21 protein-coding genes and 1 pseudogene are annotated in these 22,000 nt (G+C 70.2%); 8 read left to right on the top strand and 14 right to left on the bottom strand.

Annotated elements, in window-relative coordinates:
* Positions 1-497 precede the first annotated feature (497 nt).
* Positions 498-2,234: a sensor histidine kinase gene (locus ACZ4XD_RS18715; protein WP_468043382.1), complete on the top strand. Its 1,737-nt coding sequence runs from the start codon at positions 498-500 to the stop codon at positions 2,232-2,234.
* Positions 2,235-2,844: 610 nt separating this feature from the next.
* Positions 2,845-3,075: a DUF6480 family protein gene (locus tag ACZ4XD_RS18710; protein WP_468043380.1), complete on the top strand. Its 231-nt coding sequence runs from the start codon at positions 2,845-2,847 to the stop codon at positions 3,073-3,075.
* Between the two features lie 134 nt (positions 3,076-3,209).
* On the opposite strand, the gene ACZ4XD_RS18705 is transcribed toward ACZ4XD_RS18710, so the two are convergent.
* From ACZ4XD_RS18705 to ACZ4XD_RS18695, 3 genes are all read right to left on the bottom strand, one after another.
* Positions 3,210-3,566 carry a hypothetical protein gene (locus tag ACZ4XD_RS18705; RefSeq protein ID WP_468043378.1) on the bottom strand — a complete coding sequence of 119 codons (357 nt, stop codon included), beginning with the start codon at positions 3,564-3,566 and terminating at the stop codon, positions 3,210-3,212.
* 104 nt (positions 3,567-3,670) lie between these two features.
* Positions 3,671-4,558, bottom strand: a complete 888-nt coding sequence (locus tag ACZ4XD_RS18700) for a S1 family peptidase (protein WP_468043376.1) — start codon at positions 4,556-4,558, stop codon at positions 3,671-3,673.
* 256 nt (positions 4,559-4,814) lie between these two features.
* Positions 4,815-5,531 (bottom strand): YqeB family protein, encoded by a 717-nt coding sequence (locus ACZ4XD_RS18695; RefSeq protein ID WP_468043374.1) that lies wholly within the window; start codon positions 5,529-5,531, stop codon positions 4,815-4,817.
* A gap of 165 nt (positions 5,532-5,696) precedes the next feature.
* Between ACZ4XD_RS18695 and ACZ4XD_RS18690 the strand changes: the two genes are divergently transcribed.
* From ACZ4XD_RS18690 to ACZ4XD_RS18670, 5 genes are all read left to right on the top strand, one after another.
* Entirely contained in the window at positions 5,697-6,356 is a 660-nt protein-coding gene (locus tag ACZ4XD_RS18690) for a TetR/AcrR family transcriptional regulator (RefSeq protein ID WP_468043372.1), read from the top strand.
* Positions 6,357-6,475: 119 nt separating this feature from the next.
* Positions 6,476-6,787 (top strand): hypothetical protein, encoded by a 312-nt coding sequence (locus ACZ4XD_RS18685; protein ID WP_468043370.1) that lies wholly within the window; start codon positions 6,476-6,478, stop codon positions 6,785-6,787.
* 418 nt (positions 6,788-7,205) lie between these two features.
* Positions 7,206-8,588: a family 2B encapsulin nanocompartment shell protein gene (locus ACZ4XD_RS18680; protein WP_468043368.1), complete on the top strand. Its 1,383-nt coding sequence runs from the start codon at positions 7,206-7,208 to the stop codon at positions 8,586-8,588.
* On the top strand, positions 8,575-9,966 hold the full coding sequence (locus ACZ4XD_RS18675) for a SufS family cysteine desulfurase (RefSeq protein WP_468043366.1): 1,392 nt from the start codon (positions 8,575-8,577) through the stop codon (positions 9,964-9,966). The genes ACZ4XD_RS18680 and ACZ4XD_RS18675 overlap by 14 nt, the downstream gene beginning before the upstream one ends.
* 169 nt (positions 9,967-10,135) lie before the next feature.
* Positions 10,136-10,795: a hypothetical protein gene (locus tag ACZ4XD_RS18670; RefSeq protein ID WP_468043364.1), complete on the top strand. Its 660-nt coding sequence runs from the start codon at positions 10,136-10,138 to the stop codon at positions 10,793-10,795.
* A gap of 55 nt (positions 10,796-10,850) precedes the next feature.
* Here ACZ4XD_RS18670 and ACZ4XD_RS18665 read toward each other — a convergent pair whose 3' ends face one another.
* From ACZ4XD_RS18665 to ACZ4XD_RS18655, 3 genes are all read right to left on the bottom strand, one after another.
* Entirely contained in the window at positions 10,851-11,366 is a 516-nt protein-coding gene (locus tag ACZ4XD_RS18665; RefSeq protein ID WP_042158598.1) for a hypothetical protein, read from the bottom strand.
* A 139-nt stretch (positions 11,367-11,505) separates the two neighbouring features.
* Positions 11,506-13,005 carry an MFS transporter gene (locus ACZ4XD_RS18660; protein ID WP_468043361.1) on the bottom strand — a complete coding sequence of 500 codons (1,500 nt, stop codon included), beginning with the start codon at positions 13,003-13,005 and terminating at the stop codon, positions 11,506-11,508.
* 125 nt (positions 13,006-13,130) lie between these two features.
* On the bottom strand, positions 13,131-13,694 hold the full coding sequence (locus ACZ4XD_RS18655; RefSeq protein ID WP_468043359.1) for a GNAT family N-acetyltransferase: 564 nt from the start codon (positions 13,692-13,694) through the stop codon (positions 13,131-13,133).
* Positions 13,695-13,864: 170 nt separating this feature from the next.
* Here ACZ4XD_RS18655 and ACZ4XD_RS18650 point away from each other — a divergent pair.
* Positions 13,865-14,399 (top strand): annotated as a pseudogene (locus ACZ4XD_RS18650) (hypothetical protein); the annotation flags it as partial.
* An 87-nt stretch (positions 14,400-14,486) separates the two neighbouring features.
* Here the strand turns inward: ACZ4XD_RS18650 and ACZ4XD_RS18645 are convergent.
* The 8 genes from ACZ4XD_RS18645 to ACZ4XD_RS18610 all read right to left on the bottom strand — a co-directional run bounded on the left by ACZ4XD_RS18645 (position 14,487) and on the right by ACZ4XD_RS18610 (position 21,831).
* The gene (locus ACZ4XD_RS18645) at positions 14,487-15,083 is read right to left on the bottom strand and encodes a S26 family signal peptidase (RefSeq protein WP_468043357.1); all 597 of its coding nucleotides are present in this window, start codon (positions 15,081-15,083) and stop codon (positions 14,487-14,489) included.
* Complete coding sequence (locus ACZ4XD_RS18640) at positions 15,080-16,981, bottom strand: ABC transporter ATP-binding protein (protein ID WP_468043355.1); 1,902 nt, start codon at positions 16,979-16,981, stop codon at positions 15,080-15,082. Before ACZ4XD_RS18640 ends, ACZ4XD_RS18645 begins: the two co-directional genes overlap by 4 nt.
* A complete protein-coding gene (locus tag ACZ4XD_RS18635; protein ID WP_468043353.1) occupies positions 16,978-17,529 on the bottom strand; it encodes a TlpA disulfide reductase family protein in 552 nt (183 codons plus the stop codon). The genes ACZ4XD_RS18640 and ACZ4XD_RS18635 overlap by 4 nt, the downstream gene beginning before the upstream one ends.
* A gap of 13 nt (positions 17,530-17,542) precedes the next feature.
* A complete protein-coding gene (locus ACZ4XD_RS18630) occupies positions 17,543-18,073 on the bottom strand; it encodes a MauE/DoxX family redox-associated membrane protein (RefSeq protein WP_468043351.1) in 531 nt (176 codons plus the stop codon).
* Between the two features lie 84 nt (positions 18,074-18,157).
* A complete protein-coding gene (locus ACZ4XD_RS18625) occupies positions 18,158-18,394 on the bottom strand; it encodes a hypothetical protein (protein WP_468043349.1) in 237 nt (78 codons plus the stop codon).
* Between the two features lie 152 nt (positions 18,395-18,546).
* The gene (locus ACZ4XD_RS18620) at positions 18,547-19,554 is read right to left on the bottom strand and encodes an AraC-like ligand-binding domain-containing protein (RefSeq protein ID WP_468043347.1); all 1,008 of its coding nucleotides are present in this window, start codon (positions 19,552-19,554) and stop codon (positions 18,547-18,549) included.
* 370 nt (positions 19,555-19,924) lie between these two features.
* On the bottom strand, positions 19,925-20,572 hold the full coding sequence (locus ACZ4XD_RS18615; protein ID WP_468043345.1) for a GNAT family N-acetyltransferase: 648 nt from the start codon (positions 20,570-20,572) through the stop codon (positions 19,925-19,927).
* A gap of 194 nt (positions 20,573-20,766) precedes the next feature.
* A complete protein-coding gene (locus ACZ4XD_RS18610; RefSeq protein WP_468043343.1) occupies positions 20,767-21,831 on the bottom strand; it encodes an IPT/TIG domain-containing protein in 1,065 nt (354 codons plus the stop codon).
* Positions 21,832-22,000: the final 169 nt, after the last annotated feature.

The following is a 22,000-nucleotide window of genomic DNA, read 5'->3' as shown; positions in this document are numbered from 1 at the left end:
TGTGAGCCCCCGTTGCCGGGGAGCATGCGGAGCAAGGGGCAGAACGCCGGCAAAGGTCCCCTCTCCCCCGCGCCCGCCGGGCAGCAGGTCACGACAGCTCGTCGTGTTCCCGGCGCCCGGCGGTGCGCGGTAGGCCTTGACCCGGCTGTCGTGGGCGTCCGGCACGGGGCGCACAAGGTCCGCAGCCCGTGACGCGGTACCGCCGGGTGCCGGCGGACAGCGGCGGGCGTCGGCGGACAGCGGCGGGCATCCGGGGGCATCCGCGGGCATCGGCGGGCATCGGCGGGCATCGGCGGGCATCGGCGGGCATCGGCGGCGAGTCTCCCTCCGCGCCCGGTTGGAGGTCCGCTCCCCGCCGCCCAGCGAGCCGCGTGCCCGGACGCCTCGGCGTACTGAGCTGCTCCCGGACTGCGCAAAGACCCTCGCCGGAGGGTCCGGACCGGGCGGGGGCGACGTAACATACCGGGAATTGTCCGCACGTCCGTTTGGTCGCCGATATGTCCGCCAAGGTTGCCGGCCCCGCCGCCGCGCCCGCCCCACTGCCGGACCGGGCGTCGCCCGCTCCGGGCCCGCTGTTCCGGCTTCCTGCGCTTCCCCGGTGGTGGCGGCCGTGGGGCGCGATCGCCCTGGACGTGCTGATAGCCATGGCCTGTGCGCCGTTCGACGCGAACTTCCGCACCGCCTTCCCCGAGGGGGACATACAAAGCCTGTTGCCCCAGGGATGGGCGATGTGGTGCACGGTCGTGGCCGCTCTGCTGCTGGTGCTGCGGCGCCGATTCCCCGTGGCGGTCGCCGCGGCCATCACCGGCGGTCTCCTCCTGGGCACCGGCTCCGTCCTCGCCACGGTGGTGGCGTACTACTCGCTGGCCCGGCACACCCCGCGGCTGCGTACGGTGTTCATCGCCGCGCCGACGGGCTTGTTGCTGATTCTGGGCGTCGCCGCATTGCATCTGTGGCGCTACGCCCCGCTTCACGGGACGGCCTTCGCGCAGACGACGGTGCTCATCGTGTTCGCCGGTCTGATCGCGGTGGTGCTGCCCGTCCTGGCCGGCCTCTACCCTCGAACTCCGCGGCAGCCCTGGTGGTGGGAGCACCGGAGCGCGATGCTGTTCGACGTCCTGCTCGTACTGCTCTTCCCGCTGGCGAATCCGATCGCGCTGGTCAGTGGCCTGAACGGCGCGGAGCGGGACCCTCTGCTGCTGCCGGCTCCGGTGGTCGTCGTGGTCGTGATGGTGCAGGGCGTGGCGCTGCTCTGGCGGCGGCGGTATCCGGACGCGCTCGCCGCCTTCTCGGTGCTCCTCATCCCGCTCGTCCTGCCGTCCTTCAGCATCCTGCCCGTCAGTCTCTACGCGCTGGCGAAGTACGGGGCGTCGCGGCGCAATCTCCTCCTCGGCTCCGGCGCGGCGGCCGCGATCCTCGTCGTGTGGACCATGGTCACCACGGAGTTCAACGCCGAGGCGTTCGTGCCCTACTCGATCTTCCTCGTGGTGCCCTCCGTGGTGGTGCCGGTGCTGTTCGGCATGTACCGGGGAGCCAAGCGGAGTCTGATGGTGACCCTCCAGGACCGCGCGGACCGGCTGGAACGGGAGCAGCACCTCCTGGCATCGCAGGCCCGGATGGAGGAGCGCACCCGCATCGCCCGGGAGATGCACGATGTGGTCTCCCACCGGGTGAGCCTGATGGTGGTCCACGCCGGGGCGCTGGAGGCGGGGGCCGGCGGCACCGGGGTGGCCGCGGACACCGGCCGTCTGATCGGGGACATGGGCCGGCAGGCGCTGAACGAGCTGCGGCAGGTGCTCGGGGTGCTGCGCCTGAACGACGGGGACCAACAGGTTCCGCTCTCCCCGCAGCCGACGCCGGACGACATCGCGACGCTCGTGGAGGAGTCGCGGGCCGCCGGGATGCGCATCGACTTCGACGTCATCGGCGAACCGCCGGCCGCGGACTCCACGGTCCAGCCCACCCTGTACCGGGTGATCCAGGAAGGGCTGACCAATGCCCACAAGCACGCGGGCAAGGTGGCGGCCCGGGTGGAGGTGCGGTACCAGAAGGACGCGGTGCGGGTGATCGTGGAGAACGAGGCCCCGGACGGACCGGTACCCACCCTGCTGCCGAGCGGCGGCCACGGCCTGGTGGGCCTGGGCGAGCGGGTAACGGTCCTCGGCGGCACCTTCGAGGCCGGCCCCCTGGAATCCGGCGGCTTCCGGATCACCGCCACGGTCCCCCTTCGGTGAGCGCCGTTCGCCCCCGGTGTGGACACTATTCGCCCCTGGTGGCGCCGCTTCCCGTCGGTGAGCGCCGAACCCCGTCGGTGAGCGGTTGTGCCGCTGCGCGGGGAACCGTGACCCCTCGCGAGGGCCTGCCGCGTCGCTGAGCAGCGCCGTTTCGCTGAGCGACGCCGTTTCGCAGGCAGTGCGGCATCACGGGCGCCGAGTCCCCTCGGTGGGGCACCTGACGTCGCTGGGGGGCGATGTGCACCGCTGGGCATCTGCCGCCTCGCCGGCCCTGTGGCCCTATGGCCCCTCGATGGGCCGCCCCGCCCCATCGAGGGGCGCCCCGCCGCATCGAAGGGCGCCGGGCGGCACCACGGGGCGTCGCCCCCCTTCGGGCTCGGGCCCCGCCCCCACCGCCGGGCGCCAGGCGGCACCCCTGGGCACCGCGCCCCTTCGCCGAGCACCCTTTCCGTGACGTTCCCCTGCGAGGCGGCCGCGTGCGCGGAAGACTGCGCCGCCCCTAACACGTAAGCGGCGCATCCGCAGGAGAGAGCAGTAACCCGTATCCGTATGGCCCAACCCGTGCCGCCACCCATCGATGAATACGGCCGATATCGGGCAAGCTTCCAGTATGGGTACTCAATATCCGGAACCGGATCCACATAACGCACCAGGCATAGGGCCCGGTGACGGGGTGCCGCCCGAGGAAACACCCCAGGGCGAGGGCAGCACAGGGGCCGAAACCGGTCCCCGCGACAAGCAGACGCGCGGCTGGGCCAAGGGGCCGGCCATCGCCCTCGCCATCCTCGTCGTGCTCTGTGCGGCATTCTTCATCGCTTACGCCGTGACCGTGGCGCTGTAACTCTCGGTGAGCCGAAGCACCGGCTCCCCGCCCGTTGGGGCGGCGCACCAGCCGGTCGGTGCGGCGCACCCTCGGACGCGCACTTCAGGTGGCGCCGATGACCACGACCACGCCTTGGTCGGGCACCGTGAGCCTTACAACAGACCGGCGATGCCAGGCGGGGCAAAGACGTGCCGGGCGCGGTGTTCCAGGACGAGGATTTCCGGCATCTGCCGATTCTCGTCGGATGTGCACCTGTCGCAGGACGGATCGATGGCGGGGACGTCCGCAGCATGGTGGGTGGCGATGTGCCGGGCGAGCCGGATCTGAGTGGACACCACCGTGTCGAGGGGGTCGTAGTCCACCCCCGGCTCCCCTTCCTCCCGTGCGGCATTCACCACCTCGGGGGCGCGCTTCATCGCCTTGTACAGCTCGGTGCACTCCTGGCAGCTCCACATCCAGGAGGGAGGCAGCGGCCACTCATCGGCACCAGGCACGTCACTGGATTCCATGCCCGTCACGGTAGCGAGCCGCCGACGCCGCGGGCGGCAGATCAGCCGAATCCCCCCTCCTGAGCAGCATCCTTCGCTGCACACTCATTTCCCGAACAACACACCTATGCCGAGGTCACCCCTGCCATGAGCGCCGGAACATCGGCGAATGCGGCGTCGGCGGCCTGGCCGCAGACCTTGCCGGCCGTTTCGCCGGCGAAGCTGAAGACGCCGACCAGTTCAGGGCCGCGCCGTCCCCATATGACGAGGGGGCTGCCACTGTCCCCGAAGCACATGGTCGTCTCGCCGCCGGATATGTCACGGGCGCAGAAGACCGAGGCCTCGTCCACCATGGCGGGCGTCTGGGCGGCGCACTGCGCATGGGTCCGGACGGTGAGGTCGCCGCGGCGGAGTACATCACCGCGGATCTCCTTCCCCGGCTGGGAGGGATCGGGTGCGGCAGTGGTGCCGTGGCTGAAGAGGGACACGGGGGTGCCGGGAAGCGGCCGGTGGTGTGCGATGCGGAGCGGCTTGACGCCTCGGACCGGTGAGCTGAGGCGGATTTCTGCCATGTCGTAGGCCGCCGAGGAGAGTGCGACGTTGTCGGGGTCCGCGGGAGAGGGCAGCAGTGCGTACCGGGGGTGCGTGGTGACGCTGCGGATGTCGCGTACGGTGCCGGGGTCCTGCGACAGGACCGAGGACCCGATGTGCACCTCCGCCCGCCGTGTGTCCTGTCCGTCGAGGCAGTGGGCCGCGGTCAGGACTCGGTCGGGAGCGATCAGCGCGCCACCGCACGAGGCACGTTGCAGCAGCGGGGCATCACCCTTCACCGCCAGGGTCGCCAGCCACGGGGCCGCGCCGCGCTGCGGCAACTGCGTGCCCCCGGACATGGCGTGCACCGAACCGGCCGTGCTCACACTCAGCGCCACAGCGGCCAGGACCGCACCGAGCACCGCCCCCGTACGCCTCCGCCGATCACCCCACACCTGTCGCCGTCGCGCTTCTTCGCTCATTTCGCCCACTTCGCTCACTTCGATCCCCCGTCTCCCGCACCTCGTCTCGGTGCCATGAGTCGAAATTAGCGGCGGGGACGGTGAAAGTAGTCAGACCGTGGTCGCGTCAGTGGTCATACTCCGGGGTGAACACCCCTGAACCACCGTCAGGGTTGCGGCCGAGGGACTGTGTGAGGGACCGAGCGGAGGACGGAAAGCCGCTGGTGGGACGGGTGGTCACCCAGTAGGGGTCCGAAGTCACCTCAGCCCCGCCATCTCAGCCCCGCCCCCGGCTCATCCTCCAGTACTGACGCCGCCTTTCGTCCCGCACGACAACCCCCAGCCTGGCCAACTCCTCGCGCAGCTCCCGGAGATCCTCGGCGGAACTCTTCTTTTCGAGGAGCCGTGCGCGGGCCTTGAGCAGCGCGTTGGCTTCCTGTGGCAGTCCCGGCATATCCGGCACCCAGCGCCGGAAGTCGTCCTTGTAGGGGTCCTCGTCCACCCAGGCGTAGCCGTGCGCCGTGAAGGCATCGGCGATGTGCCGGGCCTCCAGATCGCAGGTCTCCCGGGCGAGTTCACCCCCGTCGTCGCCAAGCAGCACGAGGTGTCTGCCGTCCAGGAACGCGTGGACGACACGGTCGTGTGCGAACTCCTGGTCCTTGTTCTTCCGGGTAAAGGTGATCCGCTCGGCCGACACGAGGACGGAGAGCTCCTCGTACTGGGCGATGAGGCCCACGATCAGCCCCAGGACCAGCCCGGCGGAGAGCAGGCCAACGGTGAGCCAGGGCTCCGGAACCGAGGCCAGGAGTTTGGCCGGCCCCTGCATCGGCGCCCAGGGCAACGTCACCAGCCACTCCGCAAGGATCTTCACCAGCCAGCCGGCCCCGGCTCCCAGCAGCGCGAGGACGACGTAAACAAGCGCCGCCATCCAGGCCGGTTGGGCCAGCATCGTGGCCTTGTCCGTCGGGTGGCGCTGCGGCAGCAGCTCGTCCATGGGTGTTGTCCCCCTTCAAGCAGTCTGCGCCGCCGCGGCCGACGGAAGCCGGCGCGGTGCGACGCAGGAGCGGACCCCAACCATAAACCGAGCGCGCGGTCTATTATTGGCGAACCAGCGAAGGAGCCGTCCGTCAGCCGAAGCGGCCAGTCATAAGGTGATGCCATGAGGACGATCGATCCGGCGAAACATGCAGCGCGGCGTCAGCACATCGTGAACGCGGCGTGCGAGCTGTTCGCCACGCAGGGTTTCGAGCGCACCACTACGGCGCAGATCTGCAAGGCCGCCGGGATGAGTTCGGGGAATGTGTTCCACTACTTCCCCAACAAGCGCGCGATCTTCATCGCCCTCCTCCAGGACGACAAGGACGAGAAGGCGGAGCGGCTCGCCGCGGCGCAGGCCGGCGCCGACCCATGGGCCGCACTCCTGGATGTCGTACGGTTCCTGGCCGCACCCGCCGCGGAACCTCTGGCACCGCCACTGGTGATGGAAGCCATGCTTCAGGCGCACCGCGACCCCGAGCTCGCGGAACTCCTGAGCCAGGACAACGCCGACGAGCACACCGTGATCACGGAACTGCTCACCAAGGCCGCCGCGGCCGGTCGGATCGACCCCGCACTCGACCCGGGCCACGCCGCCTCATGGGTCATGGCCCTCATCGCCTCGATGTACACCAGCGCGGCCACCGAGCCGTCCTTCGACCCGGCCGGGCAACTGCCCACCCTGCTCCTCATCTTGGAACGGTTCCTGCGCGGCGAACCCCATGAGCCCCGGACCGGAGGGGCACCGTCACGGGAAACCAACGCATCGGCGGTGGCACGGTGACCTGACCTCCCACGCACGGATCGCGGCCACCGAAGCCGGATCACCGCCAACTCCTCCTCGAAACACACCTCTTGGGCCCGGCCCCACACCGATCCACTCGCCCCACCACCCACCAAAGGATGACTCCACCCGTGAAGAAGAGCGCGATAGCCGGCGGCTGCCTCCTCGGCCTCTTCGTGATCGCCTGCGCCTACAAGGGCGGCGCCGACACCAGCGACCCGCTGAGTCTCGCCGAATACAAGAAGATCAAGGCCGGCAGCAGCGAGAAGGCCCTGTTCGCCTACACCAATACGTGCCGGCAGAACAGCGCTTCCGAGCGCGCCGATGACTACCCGACCACCTGGACGTGCTACGGCGCCGACGGCAGCAGCGCGGTGTTCTTCTACTCCGAGGGCGTGATGTTCAGCAAGTCGCAGACCGGGCTGGCGTGAGGGCGGTGCGCAGCCCGTCCGGCCACCTCTCCCCCACCATGCGCAACAGCCGTGATTTCTCCCGGAGTTGAGGCACCCGCGTGTCATGAGGCAGCGTCATAAGCCTGCCTTTAGGAAACGCAAAGCACCGTTATGAGGGTAAATCCCGTCGTAAATCGGGCTTCAGGTGATGTCGTACGACAGATCCGGGCGCCCTGCCACACGCCTCCGCGAGATTACTACGCAAGGTAGTGACGCTGGAACGGCAGGTAATCGCGCAGGTATTCGGGGTTGCGTATTCAGTGCAGCGAGCATTTCTGGCCGCGCGCCGGCGGACAACCGGTTGCGAGCGGTGGGCTTCGACCCGACGATTCAGACTCCCGCGTGCCGGTCGGCCGAGTGCCGGCCGAGCGGCATGCCCGTAGGCGAGGAGGTCCTGATGAACGACCAGACTAGTCTCAGCCCGGATGCGGCACGGCAACTCGCGACCACGACCAAGACCAGCCCGCAGATGCGCGGCATCACCCCGCGCTATCTCCTGCGGGCCCTGCCATGGGTGGATGTGGAAGCCGGTGTCTTCCGCGTCAACCGCCGCCGAACCTACGTCCTCGGGGACGATCGCATCAGCATCCACGCCGACGGTGGTTCCCCCCGCGTCATCCCGGGCGATCTGCGGGAATTGCCCTATCTGCGGGATGCCGACGACGCCCTGCTCTCCGAACTCGCGGACTCCTTCACCGAAGTCAGCTTCGAGGCCGGACAGATGCTGGCGCAGGAGGGCGATGCGCACGACAAGCTGTGGGTGATCGCCCAGGGCCGCGCCGAGAAGCGGGTGAGCGGCCGCTACGGCGAGGACGCCGTCCTGGAAGTAATCGGCGACGGCCAGTTCTTCGACCTCGACGCCTGGACCCGTTCCGAGCCCCTGCCATACCGCGTCCGCGCGCTCACCCCCGGTGTGGCGCTGTGTGTCGAGCGCAGTGTGCTGGAGGGGCTGCGTGAACGGGATACCGCAGTGCGGGGAGCGATGGATGCCTACCTCTCGGCGGACGGCATGCTGCCGGGCGCAGAGGTGCCGGTCGATCTCAGTTCCGGGCACATCGGCGAACCCGACCTTCCCGCGACATTCGTCGACTACGAAGACACGCCCCGCGAGTACCACATGAGCCTCGCCCAGACCGTGTTGCGCGTGCACACCAGGGTTTCCGACCTCTACAACGGGCCCATCGACCAGATCCGGGCCCAGTCCAACCTCACCGCACACGCACTGCGTGAGCGGCAGGAGGCCGCGCTGCTCAACCACCCGGAGTTCGGTCTCTTCAACAATGTGGCCCCCGGGCAGCGGGTGCAGGCCCGCACCGGTTCCCCGACCCCCGACGATCTGGACGAGCTGCTGACCCGGGTCTGGAAGCAGCCCGGCTACTTCCTCGCACACCCCAGGGCCATCGCCGCGTTCGGCCGGGAGTGTACGCGTCGGGGTGTGCCCCCGGTCATCGACAACCGGTTCGGCAGTCCGCTGCTGAGCTGGCGCGGTGTCCCGCTGCTCCCCTCCGACAAGGTGCGGTTCTCCGGCAATGCGGGTGTCGGTACCACCGAGATCCTGCTGATGCGGGTGGGCGAGGCCGAGCAGGGCGTGGTGGGTCTGCGTCCCGCGAAGGTCGAGGACGAGGTGGAGCCCGGTCTGTCGATGCGGAACATGGGCGTCGACCAGAAGGGCATCACGTCGTACCTGATGACGGCGTACTTCAATACGGCGGTCCTGGTGGAGGACGCCGTCGCGGTGCTCCAGAACGTCGAGGTCTCCAACTACTATGACTACTCCTGACGTCGTCCGGGGTCTGTGGCCCGGGGCGCCGACTCCGCACCTCCTCGGCGACGGTCTGTTGTCGCCCGATCCGGCCACGGTCCCGCTTACGGATCCGGTCACGGATCCCGCGGTCCCGGCCGCCCACCCCGCACAGTTCACCGGGCTCCCCGGTCAAACGGCCGCCTTCTCACCGGAGTTGGCCCGCCGCGATGTCCCGATCCTGCACCGGACCGTCAACGGGCACCCGCTGGTCTGGCTGGACAACGGGGCCACCACGCAGAAGCCACGCCAGGTGATCGAGGCACTGGCCGGCTTCTACGGATCCGCCAACTCCAATATCCACCGCGGTGCGCACACCATGGCCCGCGAGGCCACCGAGGCGTACGAGGCGGGCCGGTCGGCGGTCGCCCAGTTCCTGGGGGCGCCGTCACCGGAGGACATCGTCTTCGTACGCGGCACCACCGAGGCCATCAACCTCGTCGCCCAGACCTGGGGCCGGGCCAACCTCGGTCCCGGGGACGACATCCTGGTGCCGGTGCTGGAGCACCATTCGAATATCGTCCCCTGGCAGTTGATCGCCCAGCAGACCCGGGCCCGGGTGGTACCCGTACCACTGCAACCGGACGGGCAGATCGACCTCACCGCGTACGACGATCTGCTCTCCATGCGCACCCAGCTCGTCGCGCTCAGCCAGGCGTCGAATGTGCTCGGCACCGTCCCCCCGGTACGCGAGATGACCGCCCTCGCCCACCGCTACGGGGCCAAGGTCCTGGTGGACGGGGCCCAGGCGGTGGCGCACTTCCCCGTCGATGTGCAGGACCTGGACGCCGACTTCTATGTGTTCTCCGGCCACAAGCTGTACGCCCCCACGGGCATCGGCGCGCTGTATGTGAAACCGGAGATCCTGCGGGACATGGTGCCGTGGCAGGGCGGCGGCAACATGATCGAGTCGGTTGACTTCACCCGTACCACCTATGCCCCCGTCCCTCATCTGCTGGAGGCCGGCACCGGTCACATCTCCGGCGTGGTCGGTCTGCTGGCCGCCCTGAACTGGCTGACCTCCTTCGACCGCGACGCCATCGCCGCCTACGAGACCTCACTGATGGCGTACGCACAACAAGCCCTGGCGACGGTCCCGGGACTTGAGTTGCTGGGCTCCGCGCCCGACCGTATCGCCGTACTGACCTTCACCCTGGCCGACCACGACCCGTCGGAGATCGCCGCCTGGCTGGACCGGGACGGGATCGCCATCCGGGCCGGGCACCACTGCGCCCAGCCGGCGCTGGCCCACTACGGCCTGGCGAGCGCGGCCCGTGCCTCGCTCGCGCTCTACAACACATCCGAGGAGGTGGACAAGCTGGTGGCCTCACTGCAGCAGCTGCAACAGGCCGCCTGACGCTCGGTCCGTCCGACGCTCGGTCCGTCCGACGCCGCCGACCGGTCATCGGTCGGCGGCGCCGGCACGAGTGCTTCCGTTCCGGGCGGCTTGGGGCGGCCGGCCGCCGCTGACCGCGTGCACGGTTCATACTGGGAGCCAGACCCGCAAATGAGGGGGAACCGAAGCCATGACGTGGTCGCCGGACGAGGTGGAACCGCCGCATCGGGTCGAGGACGTGTCGTCCGCCCGCTGGATCGAGGAGGGCGTCGGCGGGTTCGACAGTGGCGTCCATGCCCTGCTGCCGGCCGGGTTCGAAGCGTACGCACGGCTGCTGCACCCCAGCGAGCCGTCGGACGGACGGTTCGAGCGGTGGGCGGAGGTGGCGTTGCGGTCAGGGCGCGAACTGCACCCCTCGGCGCGCTTCGAGGACGTGGCCGGCCCGGGTGACGAGCCGCCCTGGCAGGGTTCGCTGCCCGCGCATCTGCTGGCGGCGTTGTGCTCGGTACTGGCAGCGGAAACCGGCACCCCGCGGCAGTGCCTCTTCGGGCTCTGGGAAGGGTGGGGCTGGTCCGATGCCGGCGGGCCGATGGTGCAGTTGAGCGGACGTGCCTACGCGCTGTACGAGGGGCCGATCGAGGCGGCGCTGGCCACGGGAGACCGGAGTGCGGGGGTCTTCTTTCCGCAGTCGCCGAATCTGTGGTGGCCACGGGACCGGGCCTGGTGTGTGGCCACGGATGTGGATCTCGACTCCACCTACATCGGTGGGTCCGCCCGCCTGGCCGAGCGGCTGGCGGGCGCACCGGACATCGAGGTGGTGCCGGCAGCACTCGACGACCGGCTCGGTTGAACCGGTCGTCGAGCGCCTCTCCTGCCCGGCCGGACGCCTGCCCGGCCCGGCGAGGTCAGCGCTTCTTGCAGGCGTTGATCCGGACCGTCGCGCTGGTGTGCTTCACCTGCTTGGTGTGCGGGGTGTAGCCGGGCGGGAAGGTGACCACGCCGACGGAGTAGCCGGTGTAGTTCTGCCGCTTGATGCAGCGCCGCGCGGCGTTCTGGCTCACCTTGTTCCGTCCGCGGTTGACCTTGGCGCCGCTCTGCTTGTACAGCGTTCCGTTCTTGTACAGGCCGACGCGGAGGGCCAACTGCGCGACTGACTTGCTGCACTTGATGTCGGCTGTGACGTTCACCATGTGCCGGTTGTCGGCGTGGGCGTGGTGGGAGTAGTGCGGGAGATGCGTGGTGATCTTGCAGGTGATCACGTCACCGCTGCGGGCGTCCATCGTGCGTACGGTGGTGGCGCCGGTCGCGGTGTCGGGTCCCGGCCCGGCCGGCGTCGAGGCACCGGCGGTACCCGCTCCCATGGTCAGTGCCAGCACGCCGGTCAGCGCTCCGGAAAGCAGTGTTCGCTGTACGGTCCTCATGAATTCCCCCTGTGTAGCGCCCCGTTGGGGCACTTTGCCGAGGCGCCGCCGACACCTCTCCCATGGCCGATCCGAGGTCCCGGCGCGCGCTGGCCACATGATGGCGCATCAGGACGACGGACGCAGGCATATTGCACATTTACCGCCGTGGGCACCGTTCGGCAGGGAACGACGCCGAGCTGTCCTCGGCCGCCGCTGACCGCCTGGGCCGGCTCGTCCGATCCACGGAGCGCGCGGTGACGATTCCGATGGCGCAGAGGACGGCGAAGCCGAAGAGCAGCCATCGCGCCGAGCCGAGCATCGTCGGGCCGCCCAGGCTGACCAGGACACCCGCGACCGCCGTGCCGAACGCGGTGGACATCGTCGTCACGGTGGCGATCGCGGCGGCCGCCTGCCGTCCCTCCTCCGGATCAGTGGCGGCCGACATCGCGGCCACGGACAGGTGCGGGTAGGCGAGCCCGATGCCCGATCCGGCGACGCACAGCACCGGCACCCAGATGACCACCCACCAGATCGACGCGTGCTCGCGCTGGAGCAGCCCCTGGACGAGGAAGCCCAGGGCGAGCAACACCGGTCCGGTGGTGCGGAGTTGGCGTACGGTGCGCTCCCGGACCGCCGATGAGCCGGCGATCTGGGTCAGCGACCAGCCGAGGGAGACCGCCGCGCCGAAGAACCCGGCCGCGAGTGGGGGCAGCCCGGCGAGGCGTTGCCCGAACAGCGGGAGGAACGACTCGACAGCGACGCCGAAGGACAGCAGCCCGAGCGTCAGATAGACCCACTTCAGCGCGGAGCCCGCCCGGTACGTCGCGTCGGGAAAGACCCGTCGGGCGCTGCGCCGCTCATGGGCGACTAACCCGACGCCCAGCAGCAGCGCCATCGCGATGCCGGCTGCCCTCGCCATGGCGTCGTGCAGGATTCCGGCCACGCTGACGGCCACGGTGGTGGCCATGGCGAGCGCCAGCGAGACGACCGGTACGGGAGCCGCTGCATCGCTGCGTTCCCCCCGGGGCAGTACGCGGGGCACCGCCGCGCCGCACACCGCCGCGACCCCCGCCATCAGGACGAACGCCAGTCGCCATGAGCCGAATTGGGCGCACAGGCCACCGAGCGCGGGACCGGCGAAGTTCCCGACGCCGTACATCGCCGACATCAGCGCATTGCCACGGGTCCAGAGCCGACGCGGCAGCGCCGAGCGAATCACGGCGAACCCCAGCCCGGACAACAACCCGGCGCCGAGGCCCTGAAAGCAGCGGCCCACCAGCAACACCGGCATCGTCGGACTCACCGCACAAGCCAGTGAGCCCACCATGAACAGGGCGAACCCGATGAGGTAGGCACTGGCGTTCCCCCATCGGGCGAGGAACCGGCTGACGAGCATCGTCGCGATCACCATGGCGACGAGGTACAGCGTCATGTTCCACGCGTAGAAACCCTCACCGCCGATCTCGGCCACCGCGGTGGGCAGCATGCTCGATGCCAGATAGATATTGACCGCGCCGACGAGCACGCCGGCGGCCAGCACGATCGCCGCGCCACGATGCGCCGGGCCGAGCAGCTCCCGCCAGCGGGGCGGGACAGAGGTGTCGAGGGGCTCCAAAGCAGGCCGATGACCTGGGAGTTCGCTGTTGTCAGCACTCATGACTTCCAGCGTTCCATTGAACCGAGCCCGGAGACTTTGGGTCGGATCCGGCCTACGGACGCCGGGCCGAGGGGCGGACAACCCTCAAGTCGCGGGTGAACCCTCGGGACCGGCCCCCGCCGAGGTCAGCCGGTGGTTTCCCGCCGGCGGCGCCACTCGGGAGCCAGGACCGACCAGACCTCCATGTCATGGCGTACGCCGCGGTGCGGATAGCTCTCCCGCTGTACGCCTTCGCGCACCATGCCGAGCCGCTGGGCGATCTTGAGGCTCGGGGCGTTGGCCGAGGACGCGATCCACTCCACGCGGTGGATCCCGCGCTGCTCGACGGCCCAGTCGATGAGTATCCGGATCGCGCGGGTGATCAGACCGCGCCCGACCGCCGACTCCTCCAGCCAGCAGCCGACCTCGCAGGTGCCGGTGGCCAGGTCGAACGTCCGGAACAGGACACCGCCGACGAGTACCCCGTCACTCCAGATGCCGTAGAGGCGACCGCTGTCGGCAGCCGCCTTGTCCGCGTACATCTGGAGGAACGCGGTGGCGGACGCGAGGTCCGTGGTGTGGTCCGGCAGTGCGACATACCGGCCGATGTACTCGCGGCCCCGGTCCATGTGCGCGAGGTACTCCCCGGCATGCCACGGCTCCAGCGGCCGCAGCTCGGCACCGTCATCACCCAGCGATATCGCAAACACAAGTTCCCCCGTCCGCCACGGCTCATCCGCACCGGCTCTCCTGCTGCCTGGCCCCGGCGCGAGCGGCGCCGGCTCTCCGCCGCTTGTGCACCGCGGCGAAATAGTGCCACACCGGCGTGTCCGTCGGGCCCCGGCCTGCCCTTTTGCTGCCCTGTCCCCTGATCCGGTGGCTCGACGAAGTGGTCCCCGCCACCAGACCCATCACCGTGCTCGATCTGCTCACCTCCCGTGCCGGACACGGCTTCCCGTCCGACTTCTCGTTGCCGGCCGTCGGACTGCTGTTCAGCGATCTGAGACAGGGACCGCCGCAACCGCAGCTCGTCGCGCCGCCTGGTCTCGACCGTCGACGACTGGTACGCCTTCGCCCGGATGCTGCTCGCCGACGGGAGCGTCGACGGCCGCCCATTGCTGTCGCCCGCCTCGGTGCGGCAGATGACCACCGACCAGCTGACTCCCGCCCAGCGCGAGGCCGGCCGGTTGTTCCTGGAGGGCCAGGGCTGGGGCTTCGGCGGCTCGGTGGACATCCAGGTGATCGACACCTGGAATGTGCCGGGACGCTATGGCTGGATCGGCGGCACCGGAACGGCAGCGCATCTCACCGCGTCCACCGGCACCGTCACCATCCTGCTCAGCCAGCTGGAACTGGCCGCACCGACGGCGACCGCCCTGATGCGGGACTTCTGGCGGAGTGCGGTCGAGGAGTGAGGGGACGGGAGTCGGGGCCTGACCGTGTCTACGTTGTTCGCGCCTTCGCGACCACGGAACGGGCAAGCTTAATGACCTGACTGCCCATCAGGTGTTAGGTGCCCCCCCGGACCCGGCCCCGTCCCGGCCACCGGAAGCCTCATCCGGCCGCCGGGCCCGGTCCGGCCACAGCGTCCGGTCCGGCCAGAGCGTCCGGTCCGGCCGCAGCGTCCGGACCACCGTCCCCAGCACACGCTCGACGGGGTAGAACCCGAAGTTCCGTGAGTCCACGCTGTGTTGAGGGTTGTCACCGAGCAGCACCAGAGTGCCGTCCGGCACCCGGGGTGGTGGGCCGGGGAGGCCGAGGGGCCACGTGGACAGCAGGGCCTCCGGTACCGGGTCACCGGGGAGTGCCGCCACCCGCTTGATCAGCCACTGGCGCCGGCCCACCGTCCTGGCCCCGTCGGTGGCGGTCAGCGGTCCGCCCGGCCACCGGGTGCGGAGGGCGGGCCGTTCCACGACGAGTACCTGACCGCGGGTGGGGCGGGCGGTGCGGCGGACGAGCACCCGGTCGCCGTCCAGGTAGGCAGGGGCCATGCTCATGCCCCGTACGGTCACGACCACGAGGCGGTGGCCCAGCAGGACGGCGGCCGCGGGCACCAGTCCGGCGAGGCCGAGCAGAGCGGCAGTCGTCGCGGGCCTCATGGTTGCCGTCCGTCGTGGGCCGGTGCGGTGTCGCGGTAGCCGGCGGCCTGGAGCGCGAACAGCCGGGCGTACTCACCCCCGGCTGACATCAGTGCGTCATGGCTGCCGAGTTCGGCGATGCGGCCCTCGCGCAGCACGGCGATCGTGTCCGCTTCCCGCACCGCGCCCAGCCGGTGCGAGATCAACAGGCTGGTGCGTCCGCTGCGGTGGTGCTTCAGCGAGGAGTGGATCTCGGTCTCGGCCTCGGCGTCCAGGCCCGACGAGGGTTCGTCCAGAATCATCAGGTCCCGGCGGTCCCGCAGGAAGGCGCGGGCCAGGGCGAGCCGTTGCCACTGGCCTCCGGACAGGACGACGCCCGTTTCGGGGTCGTCCCGGTCCGTTCCGGCGAAGAAGATCCGGGACAGCAGGGTGTCGTAACCGCGGGGCAGGGCGGCCAGTTGGGGGGCGATCCCCGCCCGGGCCGCCGCCGCGGCGACCCGCGCGTGGTCGGGCCGCGCGGAGATGTCGCCGAGCGCGATGTTCTCGCTCGCGGTCATGTCGTAGTTCATGTAGTCCTGGAAAACCGCGCCGAGGCGGCTGCGGAGTTCGGCCGGGTCGGTGTCGCGGAGGTCGACGCCGTCCCACAGCACGGCGCCCCGTGTCGGGTCGTAGAAGCGGCACAGGAGCTTGATCAGGGTCGATTTTCCGGCGCCGTTGAGGCCGACGAGGGCCAGCGAGGTGCCGTGCGGGAGGAAGAGATCGATGCCGCGTAGCACCCACGGGTGGTCGTCCGAGTAGCGGAACCACACGTCTTTGAGCTCGATGCCGTGCCGTAGTGGTGGCAGCGTCCGGGGCTCCCGCGGTACGGGCAGGTCCGGGCCGGCCTCGACCACGGCGGTGTAGTGGCCGAAGAGCAGCAGGGCCTGGTGGGTGCGGGCGAAGGCGGTGGCGAGCGAGGCGAGGGCGCCCTGCACCCCGACGATGGCGGCGACGAAGATCGTGACGTCACCGACGGAGAGCCGGCCGGCCCTGGCCGCCGCCACCGCCCACAGCAGGCCGCCCCCGGAGACCAGTGCCGCGAGCAGTCCGAGTGCGGTCTGTACCCGTGCCTCGCGCAGATCGAGGCCGCGGCGCGCCGCGTTCACGGCCCGGCGGTCGGCGACCATACGTCCGCGCAGAAAGGCGCCGGTGCCGAACAGCCGTACCTCTTTCGCCGCTTCCATCCGCGACAGCAGCGTGCTGTAGAAGAACTCGCGGCGCTCCACGGGGCCCAGGTCCCACGCCAGGCGTGCCCGCAGCCGCGACAGCCACAGCTCGGCGGCCAGCACCGGCACCGAGGCGGCCGCGACCAGGAGGGTCATCAGCGGGCTGAGGACGAACAGCGAACCGAGGAAGCCGGTGACGGTGAAGACGGAGCCGGCGACGGTGAGGACCGCGTCGAGCACCTGGCCCGGTGAGGCGCCGCCGGACTGCTGGGCGAGCCGCAGCCGGTCCAGGAACGCGGGGTCTTCGAGACGGCGCAGACCGACGAAGCCGTCCACCGCCCGATAGAGGCGTTCCTGCGCGGCGACGGCGACCTCCCGGCCCAGCTGCGCCCGCAGGTACTGGGCCACCTCCCCCGTCAGCACCAGGACGACCCCGGCCGCCGCGAGTCCCGTCGCGGGCCGCACGACCTGCGAGAGCGGCGCTGCGTCGGCCAAGGCGTCCAGGACGAGTTTGGTCAGCCATGCCGTCGCCACGGGCAGCACGCCGGCGGCCAGGGTGAGGACGGCGTAGCCGGTGAGCAGGACGGGCGCCGCCGTCGCGACCAGGGCGCAGGCCGACCGGGCCAGACGGAGCGGAGCGGCCTCGTCCGGTGCGGACTGCGGGGGTGCGTGCGATACGGAACCGGACGCCGCGGGCTTCGGTACGGACTTCATACGGCCATCGCCGTCGGGCGCGTCAGGTCCACGGCGTTGGAGATGACCACCGGCCGGCCCTCCGCATCGGGGCCGATCCGCAGCAACGTGGGATAGGAATGCACGCCGAAGGCTCTGCTCAGCGCGCCGTTGGGCTCCTCGACCACCACGTGGGCGACCGGGCCGAGCGGTGCGGCGAACGCGGCGGCCTCCCCCGGCTCGCCAACCACGACGGCCAGGGCACGACGGCGCCCGCCGGACAGGGATCGCGCGTGGGCCACGAGCCCCGGCAGCTTTTCGACGCAGGGGGCGCAGCCGGGCGAGAGAAACGCCACCAGCAGGTCCCCCGCCTCGGTCAGTGACGCCCGGGTCAGGGGCTCACCGGCCTCGGTCACGGTCTCGAACTCGGCGATCCGCGTGCCGACTTCGATGTCCGCGGACGGGGCACCGCGGCGGCCGGTCAGCAGCGCACTGTGTTCCCGCAGCCGTCTGACCACCCCCAGGACGAGGACCAGGTTGAGCGCACTGAGCGCTCCGACGAGTACGACCGCGGCGGTCAGGAAGGACATAGCGGCTCCGGATTCATCGTCGTTGCGGCGTCATCGGCTGGAACAGGGCGAGCAGTTCGTCGAGGGCGGCGACGAGCGCGCCGAGGACGAGGCCGGCCGCTGCCGCCAGCAGTGCCCCGGCCGGGTGGCCGTCCGGCGCGGCGACGGCTGTGGTGGTCGCGCCCAGGACGGCGAGCACGGCGAGCAGCAGGTTGCGGAGGAGATGGTGTGGCCCCAGCGGTGTGGTGGAGGCGCCGAAGCATCGGCAGGGGGTCCGGGCACCGCGTCGCAGCCCGCGCGCGATACCGGCGGTGAAGACCAGCAGCAGGGTCGTGGCCAGCCCGAAGCCCGCCAACGCCGTCACCCGGCCGGGCACCGCCAGGGCCAGTACCACGCCCGCTTCACCGACGACGACGAGCACCGCGACCGGCCGCAGGTACGCCCGCGGCACCGCCCGCAGATCGCGCAGTGACCGTTCGAAGCCGCCGAACCCACCGCGGACCACCGTCTTTCCGCACAGTGCGAGCAGGAAGACCACACCGACCAGGCACTTCAGACCGGTCATCAGGTAGACCATGGCGTCCCTCCGGGAGCGGGCGTTCCTGGGGCGGGCCCGGCGGCCGGCCCCAGGAACACGGCGCGTGGTCGGTCAGTTCCAGTCGCCGGGCGTGCAGTTGTCGCAGTACCCGAAGATCCAGTTGCCGGTGGAACCATCCGTGCACGCCAGCCGGTACTTCCACCACGTGTGGCCGGTCGCGTTACATCCGCTGGTGCCCCGTACACACAGGTACTGGTAGTCGCACGAGGTGCCGGAGGCCTCGGCTGCCACCTTCGGCACGATGCGTTCGAGGAGTCTGCTCCCCAGTGTCTCCATCCTTGCGAACATGACTGCTCCAAGTTCTGCTCGGCCCACGACTTCGCGTCGTGGTGCATGAAGGGTGTGCGGGACCGGCTTCGGTACGCCCGGCTGACGACCTCGGACGTCCTGCGTCGGTGCCCGGACACGACGATGCCGAGAAGAGCGGCGGATCGCGTTGACTATCCGTGCAGAGCGCTTGTCGATTCGCGCACGGGGCCGCGGAGGGCGTGCTGCCGGTAGTCGCGGGGCGGCATGCCGTACACCGTGCGGAAGGCGCGGCTGAAGTGCGCGGAGTCGATGAAGCCCCACTGGGCGGCGATGGCGTGGATGGGGCGGAACCGGAGGTGGGGGTTGGCGAGGTCGCGGCGGCAGCGTTCCAGGCGGCGGCCACGAATCCAGGCCGCGGCCGTGGTGCCTTCCTCGGCGAACAACTGGTGTACGTAGCGGACCGATATCCGGTGGGCGGCGGCGATGGTGGCGGGGGAAAGGGAGGGATCGCCGAGGTTCCGGCGGATGAAGTCGCGGATCTGCACCTGTAAGGCACGTCGCCGGGATTCCGGGGTCATCGTGTCCTCGGCGTCCAGGCAACCGCCGAGTGCCGCGGCGAGGAGATCCGCGGTCACCGAACGCAGGGTGGGGATATCGGCGGGAGTGAACTCCTCGGCCCGGGCATGGACTTCGGCGAGCCAGCGCCAGAGCACTGCGCTCATTCCCTGGCCGCCGCATATCGGGCGAGCGGTCACCCGCTGGACGGTTTTCCGCGGCAGTGGCAGCAACTCCCGGGGCAGCTGGATGATCATCGCGGCATAGTCCTCCGCGCCGCCACGCAGGCGCCCACGAAACGGCAGTCCGCTGTCCACGAGCACCAACTGCCCCTGCCGGATGGACGTATTCCGCTCCCCCTGGGAAACGCCACCGGAACCACTCAGGACACAATTGACTTGATAGAATTCCTGATCACTTTGCTGCCGTATGAGCTTCGGAGTCCGCACGACCTCCAGACTCGGGAAGGTCATCTTGGATATCTGCGTGTCCCCCATGTTCAGCACCCGCATCGTCGCACGGAAGTCGTCTTCATGGTCGCTGCGGATCCAGTTGCGCATATGAGAGTGAACGGCGAATTCCTCCCACAGCTCGAATCGGTCCTGCGCAGCCACCATCTCGGTGCTGAAGTGGTTCACCAGCATCGTTCCCCCGCCTCTCCGTGCTGGCTCCGGCCGTCGTGGCCCGAGTATGTGGGGAACGGGTCTGAACGGCCGAGTAGAAGACCGGCCGTTCTGCGAATGAAGACCGGCCGTTCTACGAATGCTGGATGATCCGTTCAGAAAGAGCGTTAAGCATCGCCCGCTGCGGAGCCGCCTTTGCGGCCCCGCGGCAAACGCTCTTGGGAGAGAATCCACCGTCCGCCCGCTGCCCTTTCCGCGCTATCAGCAACGAGGGGGTACGGGTGAAGGAATTCCGCCGGGCCGACGGTGCCGGACCTGCCGGCTGCCGACCGCCCGCCGCCCGCCGCCCGCCGCCCGCCGCCCGCCGCCCGCCGCCCGCCGCCCCAAGGATTCACGCCGTCGCCCCCTGAGGCCGATAAATGCACGCCGCCAGCGGTGCGTACACCTTCCAGTCCAGGGTCTCGTACAGCGCACGCCCTTCGTCCGTCGCGCCCAGGACGCCGAGGGTCGCGCCGTCGGCCACCGCGTGATCGGCGAGGGTGCGCATCACGAAGGCACCCAGCCCGCGGCGGCGATGGGCCTGCTCGGTCGTGACGCGGTCGATGACCGTGGCCCGCCCGAGGACGGCCATCTGGCCCTGGGCGGACAACTCCCCAGCGGTGTCACGTAGTTGGACGGAGGTGACGCCGTCTCGGGTCTCCACCGTTGCGGTGTAGCCCTCGGGTGCCGTCGGTGCCGTGGTCCGGAGGTCCGTGGCCATCAGATGGCCCGCCTCATCTTTGTCCACCACCCAGCCGGCGGGCAGCCAGCGTCCCACCTCAGCCGGCTCAATGGGCACCTTGAGCCAGGTGTGCGGCACGGTGACCGAGGCAGCGGCCTCGCGCACCGGCGACTCGTAGGCGTCCGGGAGGACATGGCGCCCCACCTGGTCCGGCCTGCCCACCTCGATATAGAGCCCCCAGGGCCTTGCCGTCGGCGTCGGCGTGTGTCGCGATATGGCCCAGCCGGACGCCCAGGTCCTGACCAGTTCCGGAATCATTCAGCCCTCCCGAAGTAAGTGCCACTTTCCGGGCGAGCACATTACGTGACCGGGTGGTGCCGCGGCATCTGCTTTACGTGCGTCTCCGCGTCCCGCGAGCGGGGAGTGGACCGCTCGCTGCCACCTCAGTGCCGGACAGCCCACGGGAGACGGGCTGTGACAGGCTGTGACGGGCTGTCAGGCGTTTCGGCGTATCAGATCTGGGGGGACGCGACTCGGGTGTAGACCGCCGGTGTGCTGGTGCCGCCGGGGGTGGTGACGGTGACATTGACCGGGCCGGCGGCGCCGGCTGGGATGTCGGCGACGAGATGGGTGTCGGAGACGACGGTGAACCCGGTGGGCGCGCCGCCTACGAGCACCGTGGTCGTCTGGGCGAAGTTGCTGCCGGTGAGGGTGACGGTGCTGCCGCCCGAGGTGCTCCCCTGGTTGGGGCTGATGCTGCTCAGCGTGGGGGCACCGGTGTAGGTGTAGGAGAGGCCGTTGCTGGTGCCCCCCGGCGTCGTGACGGTGATCTGGACGGTGCCGGTGCCGGGAGGGGCGACGGCGGTGAGGTGGGTGTCGGAGACGACGGTGAAGGATGTTGCCGGTGTGGCCCCGAAGCGCACCGCGGTGGTGGACGCCAGGCCGGTGCCGGTGAGCGTGACCGTCGTCCCACCCGTGGCCGGGCCGGAGTTGGGACTCGCGGAGGTCAGGACCGGCACGGACGCGGAGACGTAGGTGAATGACACACCATTGCTCGTCCCCCCGGGCGTCGTCACCGTGACCGGGACAGTCCCCGAACCCGGCGGCGCCGTCGCCGTGATCTGCGTACTCGAATTCACCGTAAACGCAGCCGACACCCCACCGAACCGCACCGCCGTCGCACCCGAAAACCCCGAACCCGACAACGTCACCACCGTCCCACCCGACGCCGGACCCGAACTGGGACTCACCGAAGTGAGGCTCGGCACGGGGGCGGTGACATAGGTGTAGGTGACGAACTGGTTGCTGGTGCCGCTGGGGGTGGTCACGGTGACCTGCACCGTTCCGCTGCCGACCGGGCTGACGGCGGTGATCTGGGTGTCGGAGTTGACCGTGAACGACGCCGCGTGGGTGGCGCCGAAGCGGACGGCGGTGGCGCCGGTGAAGCCGGTGCCGGTCACCGTCACCGCCGTGCCACCCGCGGTGGAACCGGACGTCGGAGAGACGGATGTGACGGTGGGCGTGGCCGCAAGGGACGGCTCTGCGGAGGAGGTGGGCGGGTGTGCGGAGCGATTCACAGCCAGGTCCTTCGTGGGCATTGAGCCCCTGCCGGCCCTGAGCGGAAGAACCGGGCCGAGGCTCGTCATGGGAGGGAGAAAGGGCCCGGACAGGGGCGGTCTCCCCTGTCCGGGCAGGTTGACCGCCCCGCCCTGGTCGCGGGACCAGGCCATCGGCGGCTCAGGGTCC

The organism is Streptomyces sp. NPDC029466, from assembly GCF_055574515.1.
The sequence above is the reverse complement of the archived record's forward strand: the minus strand, read 5'-3'. Positions and strand labels throughout refer to the sequence as shown.

Coding starts and splice junctions, on each gene's coding strand:
- ACZ4XD_RS18715 (WP_468043382.1), top strand. CDS start 498: ATGTCCGCCAAGGTTGCCGGCCCCGCCGCCGCGCCCGCCCCACTGCCG.
- ACZ4XD_RS18710 (WP_468043380.1), top strand. CDS start 2,845: ATGGGTACTCAATATCCGGAACCGGATCCACATAACGCACCAGGCATA.
- ACZ4XD_RS18705 (WP_468043378.1), bottom strand. CDS start 3,566: ATGGAATCCAGTGACGTGCCTGGTGCCGATGAGTGGCCGCTGCCTCCC.
- ACZ4XD_RS18700 (WP_468043376.1), bottom strand. CDS start 4,558: ATGAGCGAAGAAGCGCGACGGCGACAGGTGTGGGGTGATCGGCGGAGG.
- ACZ4XD_RS18695 (WP_468043374.1), bottom strand. CDS start 5,531: ATGGACGAGCTGCTGCCGCAGCGCCACCCGACGGACAAGGCCACGATG.
- ACZ4XD_RS18690 (WP_468043372.1), top strand. CDS start 5,697: ATGAGGACGATCGATCCGGCGAAACATGCAGCGCGGCGTCAGCACATC.
- ACZ4XD_RS18685 (WP_468043370.1), top strand. CDS start 6,476: ATGACTCCACCCGTGAAGAAGAGCGCGATAGCCGGCGGCTGCCTCCTC.
- ACZ4XD_RS18680 (WP_468043368.1), top strand. CDS start 7,206: ATGAACGACCAGACTAGTCTCAGCCCGGATGCGGCACGGCAACTCGCG.
- ACZ4XD_RS18675 (WP_468043366.1), top strand. CDS start 8,575: ATGACTACTCCTGACGTCGTCCGGGGTCTGTGGCCCGGGGCGCCGACT.
- ACZ4XD_RS18670 (WP_468043364.1), top strand. CDS start 10,136: ATGACGTGGTCGCCGGACGAGGTGGAACCGCCGCATCGGGTCGAGGAC.
- ACZ4XD_RS18665 (WP_042158598.1), bottom strand. CDS start 11,366: ATGAGGACCGTACAGCGAACACTGCTTTCCGGAGCGCTGACCGGCGTG.
- ACZ4XD_RS18660 (WP_468043361.1), bottom strand. CDS start 13,005: ATGAGTGCTGACAACAGCGAACTCCCAGGTCATCGGCCTGCTTTGGAG.
- ACZ4XD_RS18645 (WP_468043357.1), bottom strand. CDS start 15,083: ATGAGGCCCGCGACGACTGCCGCTCTGCTCGGCCTCGCCGGACTGGTG.
- ACZ4XD_RS18640 (WP_468043355.1), bottom strand. CDS start 16,981: ATGAAGTCCGTACCGAAGCCCGCGGCGTCCGGTTCCGTATCGCACGCA.
- ACZ4XD_RS18635 (WP_468043353.1), bottom strand. CDS start 17,529: ATGTCCTTCCTGACCGCCGCGGTCGTACTCGTCGGAGCGCTCAGTGCG.
- ACZ4XD_RS18630 (WP_468043351.1), bottom strand. CDS start 18,073: ATGACCGGTCTGAAGTGCCTGGTCGGTGTGGTCTTCCTGCTCGCACTG.
- ACZ4XD_RS18625 (WP_468043349.1), bottom strand. CDS start 18,394: ATGTTCGCAAGGATGGAGACACTGGGGAGCAGACTCCTCGAACGCATC.
- ACZ4XD_RS18620 (WP_468043347.1), bottom strand. CDS start 19,554: ATGCTGGTGAACCACTTCAGCACCGAGATGGTGGCTGCGCAGGACCGA.
- ACZ4XD_RS18615 (WP_468043345.1), bottom strand. CDS start 20,572: ATGATTCCGGAACTGGTCAGGACCTGGGCGTCCGGCTGGGCCATATCG.